This window comes from Weizmannia sp. FSL W8-0401 (assembly GCF_038009125.1).
Classification (GTDB): domain Bacteria; phylum Bacillota; class Bacilli; order Bacillales; family Bacillaceae_C; genus Weizmannia; species Weizmannia coagulans.
In genome coordinates this window covers 2,602,371-2,614,991 of the sequence record NZ_JBBPAG010000001.1, presented here as the reverse complement: position 1 = coordinate 2,614,991, position 12,621 = coordinate 2,602,371, and the positions used below count along the sequence as shown (strand labels likewise).

Annotated in this window: 8 protein-coding genes and 1 CRISPR repeat array (1 of these 9 cut by a window edge); all 8 genes read left to right on the top strand. The window is 35.6% G+C overall.

From position 1 onward, the window contains the following. Nucleotides 1-59: 59 nt before the first annotated feature. The 8 genes from NSU00_RS12840 to cas2 all read left to right on the top strand — a co-directional run bounded on the left by NSU00_RS12840 (nucleotide 60) and on the right by cas2 (nucleotide 9,302). Complete coding sequence (locus tag NSU00_RS12840) at nucleotides 60-767, top strand: CRISPR-associated protein Cas6 (RefSeq protein ID WP_035188656.1); 708 nt, start codon at nucleotides 60-62, stop codon at nucleotides 765-767. Nucleotides 768-921: 154 nt separating this feature from the next. Then, nucleotides 922-2,820, top strand: coding sequence for a hypothetical protein (locus NSU00_RS12835; RefSeq protein ID WP_340703765.1), 1,899 nt, complete (start codon nucleotides 922-924; stop codon nucleotides 2,818-2,820). After that, a complete protein-coding gene (locus tag NSU00_RS12830) occupies nucleotides 2,804-3,751 on the top strand; it encodes a type I CRISPR-associated protein Cas7 (protein WP_013860399.1) in 948 nt (315 codons plus the stop codon). Before NSU00_RS12835 ends, NSU00_RS12830 begins: the two co-directional genes overlap by 17 nt. 14 nt (nucleotides 3,752-3,765) lie before the next feature. Continuing rightward, on the top strand, nucleotides 3,766-4,515 hold the full coding sequence (gene cas5b, locus NSU00_RS12825) for a type I-B CRISPR-associated protein Cas5b (protein ID WP_118497896.1): 750 nt from the start codon (nucleotides 3,766-3,768) through the stop codon (nucleotides 4,513-4,515). Between the two features lie 18 nt (nucleotides 4,516-4,533). Next, the gene (gene cas3, locus NSU00_RS12820; protein ID WP_340703764.1) at nucleotides 4,534-7,080 is read left to right on the top strand and encodes a CRISPR-associated helicase Cas3'; all 2,547 of its coding nucleotides are present in this window, start codon (nucleotides 4,534-4,536) and stop codon (nucleotides 7,078-7,080) included. Beyond that, a complete protein-coding gene (gene cas4, locus NSU00_RS12815) occupies nucleotides 7,077-7,571 on the top strand; it encodes a CRISPR-associated protein Cas4 (protein ID WP_340703763.1) in 495 nt (164 codons plus the stop codon). The genes cas3 and cas4 overlap by 4 nt, the downstream gene beginning before the upstream one ends. Nucleotides 7,572-8,007: 436 nt before the next feature. After that, complete coding sequence (cas1b, locus tag NSU00_RS12810) at nucleotides 8,008-9,009, top strand: type I-B CRISPR-associated endonuclease Cas1b (RefSeq protein ID WP_118497898.1); 1,002 nt, start codon at nucleotides 8,008-8,010, stop codon at nucleotides 9,007-9,009. Further along, nucleotides 9,009-9,302: a CRISPR-associated endonuclease Cas2 gene (gene cas2, locus NSU00_RS12805; RefSeq protein ID WP_017554269.1), complete on the top strand. Its 294-nt coding sequence runs from the start codon at nucleotides 9,009-9,011 to the stop codon at nucleotides 9,300-9,302. Before cas1b ends, cas2 begins: the two co-directional genes overlap by 1 nt. Nucleotides 9,303-9,482: 180 nt before the next feature. Then, nucleotides 9,483-12,621: direct repeats of the CRISPR family, unit length 30 nt; unit sequence GTTGAACTTTAACATTGGATGTATTTAAAT; it runs 697 nt beyond the window's last position.

Genomic DNA, 12,621 nt, shown 5'->3' with positions numbered 1-12,621 from the left:
TTTTGAAATGGTTTAAAATACCATTATAGTTCATTGAAAATTGGAAAGGTGGTGAGAAAATGAATTATACTGAATACATTATTACTACCCTGCTAAAAAGGAATATTCGTGCTGTTGAATTGCAAGAAACACTTGGGAAATTTATCAATCAAAGCATGCTTTTAGAAGAAGGATTAAAGAAATTTCATGAGGAGAGAAGGCCGAAACTATATGTCTTTTCAGGCCTTTATCCTGTTGAAACGCAGTCAAAATTATATAAAGCGGGAAAGGTCTATGTTTTCCGTATCCGCTCATTGGATGAAAAAATGATTACTTCGCTGATTTCTTGCATGAAGGAAGTTAGCAGCGAAACGTTCCAAGTGCTTGCGACAGAAAAGAAACGAGTGGCATATAAGCCGATAACAGAATTGGTTACAATTACACCATTTATTGCCACGATTGACAACAAACCATGGATGCCAAATCAACACAGTATTGGATTATTAGTGGAAAGAATGCATATGAATGCAGAAAAAAAATATAAAACGTTTTACAAAGAAGAGCTCAATTGCTCCCAGTTTGTACAAAGGGTGAAAATTACAAACCGTAAACCGATTGCGATGACTTATAAAAACATCCGATTGCTTGGACATAAAGCAAGGATTTTTGTTAATTCGGATGAGGCATCTCAAAAACTGGCTTTTACTGTTTTGGGGGCAGGTTTGCTAGAGAAAGGAAGTTCTCTCGGTACTTCGTTTTGCTTTGCGAATTTTTTAAAATTAAACTGAGGACAACGACGAGACAAGGCGTGCTTTTTGCCATGAATTATCCGATTGACTTCAGAAACTGATGGGTTAACCTGCTTTGCTTCCATAGCTGAAGCAATAATCATAGCAATCTAACATTTTCAATCGTGAGAAGGCTATGGAAAGGGGGAGAATAATGCTAAAAGATCTTGTACCCAAATTTTTTGAGGAGTTAAATGAGCACCCAGGCCTAATTTTGGACAACTATGATCTAAAAGAAGGAGCCTATTTTCGCCTTTTTTTAGATCGGACGCTGGAAGAAAATCTTGCAAATCTTGAATATGCTATCATTCGAAAGAAAGAAGAAGTTGGAGCCGCAAAAAAAGATATTGTAAAGTGGTTTAAGATTAGGGATTATTACAGCTCTCTGCTGTATGATAGCACCAATAAAGCTGTGGATAACCAAAAAAAGTTTCATAATACCAATGGCTTAACCTTGTTTGTAAAGTCAAATATTATTATGGACAAGGAAGCAAAATTTCCGGTTTCGGAAATATACCCGCATTTGGAAAAGTTTTATACAGATTATTTACCTAAAGCAGGGGAAAAACTATTTGATTTGTATCCGCTGCAATCGAAAAGTAAAAATAAGAAATCTGTTGAATTAGCGGATAGACAGGATTTTTTTAAAAAAGAATACGGTAAATTAGTTGAATATCTGCACTCTGAAACTCGTAAACAACTTTACCAGAAAGTCCAAGACTTTTGGAGACAATATTTCGATCAATTTTTATTAATCATTCAAGAGATTATCCGTGAAAATAAGATTGATAACTATATCAAAATTTTTTTTGATGCTGATGAGGATATTTATCGGAAAGAATACCAAATATATGTACTTCCAAGAATCTTTAATGTAAATGATTATAATCAGCTTAATCACGGAAAAATCTTGGGCCTGCCAGCCTATGACGTGAGTATGAATGCAAAAAAACCTTATTTAGAACTAAAGTCGATGAAAGCAAAGGTGCCAACCCGTGTGACAGTCGAGGAGGCACTTGTGATTAAAGATCTTTCTAAATGGTTGGAACAACAAGGGAAATTTAAAGAACATATACTTCCGGGCAGCAATCCTTTTGCAATTGACAGGGAGAGGCGGCTTCGGAGAGATCCTGGAAGTATTCATTTGCGTGTGGATAAAAATGGAAGCATTGAATATTTTGAACAAGTGCCATTTAAAAGCAGGGAAAAACTGTTAATTGAAATTGAAAATTTTTTGCAAATTGAAGAAAAAGATAACGCCCAAAAATATGTTAAATATTATGACCCAATTCAATCAACAGGACAAATGTACCACCAGATCAATGAGTTGTTTTTTAATAATTATTTAAAATACGGATTTTTTAATTCGGACATCCCGAAAGTAAAAGAAAATGAATTTCCGGGGGAAATGCAGACGATTTATGTCATGGCAAGGCAAGCATTGTATGACTTTATCTTTAAAGGAACAAATCAAACAATCAGGCCGTTTATAAAAAAGTTTTCGCGGCAGCTTATAGAAATACAAATATGCAAAACGAGTAAAGGGCTTAATTTCAAAAAAACGGCCGAAGCCTTTTTGTTGCGGACAGCTTTAATGAAATTCATTGGATATGAGGAGGGGAGCATTTTGGCTGCAACTACAAAAGCGTTATATGAAAAATTAAGTATAAAACTAAAAGATAAAGAAACATTTGTAGAATGCGAAAGTGATCCGGAATTTTATTTTCTTGCCGGGCAACTGGGGTATTATTTGCTTTTCCAATCCGAGGCGAAAGACAAAAACTTCGGGATGGCTGAACCGATCATGCAGGTAAAATATGCCGATCAATTAAAACGACATTTAAGAGATTTATTTGAAACATACAGCCATGCAATTAAATTTAATTATATGACTGTTAAAAATGCAATGTCTATGGTGCTTGGCTATTTAACTTCTAGAGAAAGGATAGACGAGACGAACAAGAACTATTTGCTCGCGGGATTAATTGGGAAAAATTTGCTACTGCAATCAAATAAAAAAGAGGAGGATAAACAAGATGGCGAAGCTAAATAAAAGAATTTATGGGATTGCCGGAATTGGCGCATATATGTCGAACTGGAATGCAGATTTTACAGGTCGGCCCAAGACAACCAGTACAGGAATTGTGTTTGGCAGTGACAAGGCACTGAAATATAGTATTAAACGGTACTGGGTGAATCAAGGTGACAAGGTGCTTTATTATAAATCTTATATTGTTCAGGATAAAGGTGGGGACAAAGCAAAACTGCAGCCAAAAGATTTGACAGAGCGGTATCAGGAAGTATTCCAAACTGAGTTGACTGACAAAACACCTTCTAAAGAAGTGCTGAAAAATCTTTTTTCCGCTGTTGATGTAATGAATTTCGGAGCTACTTTCGCCGTTAAAAAACAAAATATTGGTCTGACCGGTGCGGTTCAGATTGGACAGGGCCTAAATAAATACGAAGACACAAATGTGGAAATTCAGGATATTTTATCACCTTTCCGTAACGCGAATAAGTCTGATGCGGATGCCTCTTCTCTCGGTAAAAAAATTGTCAGTAATGAAGCCCATTACGTCTATCCGTTTAGCGTAAATTATAATCATTATGATGAGTATATTTCCCTTCTCGATGGATTTGAGGGCTATACTATCGAAGCATACGAAAAATTAAAGGAAGGACTTCTGCGCGGTGCGACAGCGTTAAACACAAACAGTAAAGCAGGCTGTGAAAACGAACTGGCCCTTTTTGTGACTTGCCGTGAGGGTAGTGAACTGTTTTTGCCGCAGTTGGACAGTTATGTGGAAGTTTGGAAGGAAGGCAGCCAAATCATTTATAATTTGGTGGCCTTAGAACAATTTCTCTCCCAATTTGGTGACGACATAGAATTGATTGAAGTATTTTATAATCCTGTAAGAATTGCTGTGAAAAAAGAAACAAATTTATTTGCAGAAAAAAACATCTATACCTTTGAGCAGTTGTAAAGGATGTGGGAATATTGAGAGCGCTCGCATTTGAATTGAGGGGGAGAACTGCCTTTTTTAAAAAACCCGACGTGAATGCCAATATTTATTTTACTTACAGCCACATTCACAAGATCGCTCTTCTAGGAATGCTTGGGGCGATTCTCGGGCTTAAAGGTTATGAAGCACAAAGCCGTGATATAAAAGCGAACGGCGATAATGAGGCAAACCGGTATCCTGAGTTTTATGAAAAACTGAAGGATTTAAAAGTAAGCATAGTACCACATGGAGACCGGGGTTATTTCTCTAAAAAAATCCAGGTTTTTAATAATAGTGTTGGATATGCCAGTTTTGAACAGGGTCAGAACCTTATTATAAAGGAACAATGGCTAGAAAATCCACATTGGACTGTTTATTTGCTGGATGACGGAACTGAGATTTGCATGGAACTTTTTAACCGCTTAAAATCCCATCAATCAGTATATCTACCTTATTTGGGAAAAAATGATCATCCAGCTTCTATTACTAAAGTACGTGAAGTTGAACTGGAAAACGCATGGGCACCGGGTTCATGTATCGATTCTTTATTTTGTTCTAAGGGGGTAGACCTTGGAAGAAGCAGAACGGGGCCTTATCTATATCAGGAGTTTTTGCCTATTAAAATGGATGATATATTAAATAGTTATGTTTTTGAACAAATGTTTTTTACAAATCAAGTTGTAAATAAGATACAAAATAGCAATGTAATTTATTGTGCCGAAGAAAAAAATTTATTTTTCTTTTAATCGAGGGGGGGAGCGGCATTGCGTCGTATTAGAGAATATATAGATGCTGCTCCTCCAATATTGGCCCATATTGGAGGAGCAAAACCTGAAACATTGGAAGAGCATTCCAAGCTGGTGATGGATTTTGTGCATTTGTTGGAAGAAGAAAACGGATTGAAGGAGGCTGTAGAAAGGTGTATTAATGCTTTGCGTTTTAAAGGTGAGTCTTTGCCAGAAACACTGCAATCTTTGGTCACGGAATGGTTTTATCAAGGAATTTATCTGCATGACCTTGGAAAAATTAATCCGGCATTTCAAAGTAAGAAAATGAAAAATGAGCAAGTTGATATTCAAAAAAAAGAAATGGATTCAAAACATTCGTTGCTTTCTTCGTTACTGTTTTTAGATATATTTTATTCAGAAATAGAAGAAAAGGTTCCAAGAAATTACCAAGCCTTTATGGCACATGTATTGTATTGCTTTACCTATATGATATCAAGACACCATACTTATCTAGAAAATGTAAGCGATGATAATTATTTTGATGCACTGGAGGAACTTTGCAGCCGTATCCAACGACATCCGTACTATATTCAATTTTATCGGGAGGCAAAAAAATTTGCCGAATTTGAGCTTACTGGTGTAGAGGACTACCAAAGAGAACAGGACAGCCACGAACCTTTTTCATTCTATATCTTAATGAAATTGTTTTACTCTGCACTTGTAGCATGCGACTTTTATGCAACTTATACGTATAATGTCGGAGGCCAGAAACCCGGATTTCGTTATTTGACAGAGCATCACATTAAGGACTTAAGAAAAACATATGAAGATACGGAAGTATTAAAAGGTATTCGGCGCTTTCAACAAGATCCTTCCAGCTTTGATGATATCCCTATCAATTCGCTCAGGTCCCAAATTTTTTTGGAAGCTGAAACACAACTGCTTAATCGACTGGATAAAAATATTTTCTATCTTGAGAGCCCGACCGGCAGCGGGAAAACAAATATGTCAATTAACCTTGCTTTAGTGCTACTGGAAAGTGGCCAGTCGCTGAATAAAATAATTTATGTATTTCCGTTTAATACTTTAGTAGAGCAGACAAAGGCCAGTTTAGACCAGATTTTTCCGGACCACTTTCAGACAAAAGTCCCCATAAAAGTGGTAAATTCAGTAACACCCATTATTACAAAAGAAGACAAGCGGAATCATGGAGAAAAACCAATAGATTTAAAAGAAGAAGTGCTTATGCGGCAGATGTTGCAGTATCCGATCACGGTCACTTCCCATGTTAATTTTTTTAATTATCTTTTCGGACAGGGGCGTGAATCCAATTTGCCATTTGTCCATCTTTGTAATAGTGTTGTCATTTTAGATGAAATTCAGTCTTACCGGAATGATCGGTGGATAGAAATTATTCATTTCCTGGAGTCTTTAAGTGAACTGTTAAATATGAAAATCATTATTATGTCAGCCACTTTGCCAAAGCTAGACCGGTTGCTCCTGCATGGAAAAGAAGTAGCAGCTGAACTTTTGCCAAATGCCAGAAAATATTATGAAAATCCCATTTTTAAGGATCGGGTTCACGTTCATTTCGAACTTTTAGAGAAAGGAACGATGGATTTTGATGAATTGGAAGAGTTCCTCGACCAATTGATTATTGAAAAAGGGCCGAAACGAATCCTTTTTGAATTTGTAACAAAACGGTCCGCTCGTGAATTTCATCGCCGGATTCTTGAAAAATATGAAAAGAAGCGGCCTGTCATACTGTTGACCGGGGACGACCATAGCTATTACAGAAAAAAAGTAATTGAAGCGATAAATAAAAAAGAAGAAGGAGTATTTCAATTACAGGATGTGATTTTAATTGCGACCCAGGTAGTAGAGGCCGGGGTGGATATTGATATGGATATCGGGTTTAAAAACATTTCAACATTGGATAGTGATGAGCAGATGATCGGAAGAATCAACAGATCCTGCCTGAGGGAGGATTGCCATGCCTACTTCTTTTTATTGGATGATGTCTCAAAAAAATTGAAAAACAGTAATGACTACCGTCTTGAAAAAGATTTGCGGGATCGTGAATATCAAAATGACTTGATCAATAAAGATTTTCATCGCTTTTATCAAAATGTCTTTCGCAGATTGATAGAAACAAGCCAGGAAAGGAATAATCATAACATCGAACATTTTCTCTATATGGTTCAAAGCCTAAATTTTGGCGGGGTAGCAGATCAAATGAAACTTATCGAACAACAGACCAATACATTATTTATTGCATATTTGCTGGAGCTTGATAATCAGAAGAAAGTAGACGGAAGAGAAATATGGAACCAATACAAAAGTGTTTTAAAAGACAGTCAACTGGACTATGCTGAACGCCAAGTAAAATTATCCGAACTGCGGCAAATCATGGATTACTTTACATTTAATATTTTTGGTGAACCTGTTATAAATGACGATCAACTTGGCAATCTTTATTTTGTTGAAAAAGGGGAATTGTATATGGAAATTGATCCTTTTACACACATGCAGCGGTTTAACCCGCAAAAATATCAAAAGACGAGTGAGGATATTTTCATATGAATATTACGGGAACAATGGTCAACTATTATTTCCATTGCAAACGTCAGTGCTGGTTATTTGCAAACAGGGTGAACATGGAGGACAACAGTGAGAACGTCCGTATCGGAAAAGTACTTCATGAACTTAAACTTCAGAAAAAAAGAAATACCGAAGTGCTTATCGAGAATATTAAAGTGGATAAGATTACAGATAAGTATCTCGTGGAAATGAAGAAATCCGATGCAGATGTGGAAGCAGTGAGATGGCAGGTTCTCTATTATCTTAAAGTATTAAAAGATAAGGGGATTGAGAAGCAAGGGAAGATTACTTTTGAAGAAAAAAATAAACAAAATCACAAAGTGATTTATGTTGAACTGAATGAAGAGATGGAGACACAACTAGAAAAAATTTTAAAGGATATGAATACGTATCTCGAGCAAGAATATCCAATAGCTCCCCTCAATGACAAAAAGTGCAAGAAATGTGCATATTTTGAGTACTGTTATGTGTAGACTTGTTCAATAAGTAGGGTTTGCTGAATAAGTAAAATGCCTGGATTTAGAAAGGTTGCTGTCAGCTTTGGCACCATTTAAATACTAGGATTTTACAACATATCCAGTGAAAAGCTTGCACTCGAAAGTCAATTCGTCGTATGGAGAAGATAAAATCAATAATTTTCGCAAAAAAATTCTGCTATATTTTGAGACAGAGTTTGCAGACAAACTCAAAATCGGATTCGTTCAGCAAGCCCTAAATAATTGTCCTAAATCTTGCGGAATTATAAGTGGGCATTTACAGCTATTTTTAGGAAGCGAAGGAAATCTTTCTTTCAAAATCTGTTTCCATCAGTGTATAGAAGAGAGTCAATTATTCTGCTATTTGAAACGAATGACGGACAAGTTAAAATCTGATTTGTAAGCAAGTCTGTTTTAAGGAGACGAGGGGGAAATGAGAAAATCTACAAAATATTTACTTAGCATGGGAGAGCTTAAAAAGAAAGATAACTCACTTGTTTTTAAAAATGAACGGGGCCATACCTATATTCCTATTGAAAGTGTAAGAGAAATCTATTGTTTAAATGAAATATCTTTGAATAGCAAACTATTTCATTTTTTATCTAACGCTGGTGTCATTGTTCATTTTTTTAATTATTATCAACAGTATTCCGGCACTTTTTATCCGAAAGAGCAGCTCGTAAGTGGGAAATTAACAGTAATGCAGGCAAAGTTATTTGAGACGAAAAGATTGGATGTTGCTAAGTCAATTGTAAACGGGATAGCGAAAAATATCCATTATGTTTTGTATCATTATTATAAGCATGGAAAAACGGATTTGAAGCCTTACCTTGATTGGCTTAAAAAAGAAGTACCAAAGTTACTAAAAAAAGAAATTTCAATCAAACAAATATTATTTATTGAAGGAGAAATTTGGCGGAATTTTTATGGTACTTTTCACCTGTTTTTACCTGAAAGTTTTGTAATGAATAAGCGTGTACGAAGGCCTCCGGATAATCCGATAAATGCCTTAATTTCTTTTGGAAATACTATTTTATATAGCAAAACATTGTCACAGATATACCGTACGCATTTAAACCAAACCATCAGTTATTTGCATGAACCTGGGGAGAGCAGATTTTCTTTGTCACTTGATTTATGTGAGGTGTTTAAGCCAATTATTGTTTTTAAAACAATTTTTGAAACTGTAAATAACCGGAAGTTACAGGTCGGGAAGCATTTTGACAAAGATTTGAACTATGCGTTATTAAATGAAGCCGGAAGAAAAGTGTTTATTGAAGCATTGGAAGAAAGGTTATCAAGTGTAATTCTTCATCCGCGCCTTAAAAGAAAAGTAACATTAGAGACAGCAATACGGTTGGATGCCTATAAATTAATTAAATATATTTTGGAGGATCAACCCTTTATCCCTTTTAATGCAAAGGAGATGGTATAGTGGGGGCAAAAAAGTCGCTTAATTTTAACTATGTATTTTTATTTTATGATATAAATGAAAGAAGAGTACAAAAGGTTTTTAAAATTTGTAAAAAATATTTATATCATCATCAAAAATCTGTTTTTCGCGGTGCTATTACACCATCACAGCTAATTTCTCTTAAAAAAGAGCTTAATAAAGTAATTCATAAAGATGAAGACTTCATTTCTATTGTTAAGTTTTTAAGTGAGTTCTACTTTGATGAAGAAACAATCGGCAAAAACCCGGGAGATGGAGAATCGATATTTTTATGACTCACTTTTTCCCAACCGAATAAATACGGCACAACCGGCGATCACTTGGTATAAAAGGCTTCTGAGGGAATTTGGATGGACATATCAAAAAAACGATAACGGTTGGGAAAAAACAAACAATCCACTTGTACCAAAGTCTCTAGCTGAGGTATACTTGCAGTAAGTGTTGAAAATACTGGGGTTGAACTTTAACATTGGATGTATTTAAATAAAATTTAATCCACGCCTTGCGCTCCGCCGGCTTTAGTTGAACTTTAACATTGGATGTATTTAAATGACTGTACTGTTAAAAAAGGCGTAGAAATAGACCCTGTTGAACTTTAACATTGGATGTATTTAAATATGAGTACAGCCCGCAGTTTGCGCAGGCCGGGTTTAGTTGAACTTTAACATTGGATGTATTTAAATAATCAACATCAGCAGCGAAGGCATCTTGATCGACGGCGTTGAACTTTAACATTGGATGTATTTAAATTCCAGCGGCATAGTCGGATTATTTAAATCCACCGTGTTGAACTTTAACATTGGATGTATTTAAATATTTCTAATGCCTATGGAAAAGTAAAACAATTTGTAGTTGAACTTTAACATTGGATGTATTTAAATTCAGTTGCTCAACTGCCAATTTATCTTTACAAAGAAGTTGAACTTTAACATTGGATGTATTTAAATATCATCTTTTATCTGGCAGAAAATCAATCCGGATGGTTGAACTTTAACATTGGATGTATTTAAATAATTGCGGCGCGAATCACTAAAGCAGATGCAGACGCGTTGAACTTTAACATTGGATGTATTTAAATCTGAAACGGGCGCCAGTAGCAATTGCAAATAAGAGTTGAACTTTAACATTGGATGTATTTAAATTCAAAGACGCAATGATCGATAGCATGACAGCAAACAGTTGAACTTTAACATTGGATGTATTTAAATTTTATATTGTTGACTAACTCATACGCCGCCAGCGCCGTTGAACTTTAACATTGGATGTATTTAAATCAACGTACGTAGTCCCGCTCTTAAACGGAGAAAACTGTTGAACTTTAACATTGGATGTATTTAAATTTAGCAGACTGCGACAAAGACCCATAAATAGATGAGTTGAACTTTAACATTGGATGTATTTAAATATATTAGATCCGTCCGCGGTTTTGGCTTGACTAAGCGTTGAACTTTAACATTGGATGTATTTAAATAGCGACTTTTGCAAATCAGCTTGTTTGCCGACTATGTTGAACTTTAACATTGGATGTATTTAAATCCGTGTCCCCCGGTTTTACCGTGTGGTAGACGGGAGGTTGAACTTTAACATTGGATGTATTTAAATCTACAGAGCACAGCCGACAAAGTTTCAGCTACTGGTGTTGAACTTTAACATTGGATGTATTTAAATCTGAAAACAATGCTGCTTAACCTTTCACCATCCACGTTGAACTTTAACATTGGATGTATTTAAATATGACATTAGAAAATCTATCGGTCCCGAGATTACAGGTTGAACTTTAACATTGGATGTATTTAAATTTACAAATCCGGACCATGTACGCTTTGTTATTTTGTTGAACTTTAACATTGGATGTATTTAAATTTCATATGATCCCCTGCAGGTTCATCCGAATCCGGGGTTGAACTTTAACATTGGATGTATTTAAATCCGGATTGGGGACTGGTTGGCGTTGTTGCGCCATAGTTGAACTTTAACATTGGATGTATTTAAATTAGATGAGGCCGGAATTATGTTTAATTCCAGGGATTGTTGAACTTTAACATTGGATGTATTTAAATGCCGGTAAAATTCCGCTATCTCTCCGAAATGTTCGGTTGAACTTTAACATTGGATGTATTTAAATGATGGTACCCTTGCGACTATAGCGCCTGTTAATGGTGTTGAACTTTAACATTGGATGTATTTAAATAGAGGAAATGCTAAAACATACGGACACCTACCTTGAGTTGAACTTTAACATTGGATGTATTTAAATAAGCTTAAGGGTGGCGGGAGCATGGGGAACATGTCGGTTGAACTTTAACATTGGATGTATTTAAATTGCACAGGGACGGACACCATCGGCGGGATCACACCGGTTGAACTTTAACATTGGATGTATTTAAATTGCACCTGGGCAGCTACCGGAACACGTGCCGGGTGGGTTGAACTTTAACATTGGATGTATTTAAATCGCTCCATGCACTCCACCGATCAATTGCCCTGTGATGTTGAACTTTAACATTGGATGTATTTAAATATCCGGATGGCAATTACGATCAGGAATGGGCTGATGTTGAACTTTAACATTGGATGTATTTAAATGCAAATCTTGGAAATGTAACAGCTGGAAATATTTCCGTTGAACTTTAACATTGGATGTATTTAAATATGGTAAATACATCCCATGCGTCTTCCTCAAGCGAGTTGAACTTTAACATTGGATGTATTTAAATAGCACAGACCGCGTAAGCCTGTCCAGCCTGTAAACGTTGAACTTTAACATTGGATGTATTTAAATTAGGTAATAAAATCAAATTACCTAAACTTGGTCTTGTTGAACTTTAACATTGGATTTATTTAAATAGCGCAGGAATTTTACCCGCAAGTTATTGAGGATTTGTTGAACTTTAACATTGGATGTATTTAAATATATATAGAGCAGATTTTTTTGCCGTCATATTCTGTTGAACTTTAACATTGGATGTATTTAAATTCATGCCAACCCCCTTAACCGTCTAATATGGTGTCTGTTGAACTTTAACATTGGATGTATTTAAATTTATCCTTGTAAATCCATCTAGATTCTACATTTTTTGTTGAACTTTAACATTGGATGTATTTAAATTTACAGCAACGTAGGCGGAAATAAAACGAATCTATCGTTGAACTTTAACATTGGATGTATTTAAATGCGCATACCCGTTTATGATCGCTGACTTACCGGAAGTTGAACTTTAACATTGGATGTATTTAAATTTAAGCAAATCGTTGACGCAGGCGTTGAGCAGGGCGTTGAACTTTAACATTGGATGTATTTAAATTAAACGATGCGCTCGACTTCGGAGTCAAACAACGCGTTGAACTTTAACATTGGATGTATTTAAATATGCAAAAATACAATCCGAGAGTTGAAGAATTTAACTGTTGAACTTTAACATTGGATGTATTTAAATTCGGTATCGTTCGGATTTCAAAAGGGGGGCGTCCTGTTGAACTTTAACATTGGATGTATTTAAATGACATTACGATTACGTATAAGGACGGAGGCGGCGCGTTGAACTTTAACATTGGATGTATTTAAATTACTTTGCGGGAAGAAGATAAAAAAGT

Bases quoted from the DNA above. Each gene is read 5' to 3' on its own strand.
- NSU00_RS12840 (WP_035188656.1), top strand. From the start codon at position 60: ATGAATTATACTGAATACATTATTACTACCCTGCTAAAAAGGAATATT.
- NSU00_RS12835 (WP_340703765.1), top strand. From the start codon at position 922: ATGCTAAAAGATCTTGTACCCAAATTTTTTGAGGAGTTAAATGAGCAC.
- NSU00_RS12830 (WP_013860399.1), top strand. From the start codon at position 2,804: ATGGCGAAGCTAAATAAAAGAATTTATGGGATTGCCGGAATTGGCGCA.
- cas4 (WP_340703763.1), top strand. From the start codon at position 7,077: ATGAATATTACGGGAACAATGGTCAACTATTATTTCCATTGCAAACGT.
- cas1b (WP_118497898.1), top strand. From the start codon at position 8,008: ATGAGAAAATCTACAAAATATTTACTTAGCATGGGAGAGCTTAAAAAG.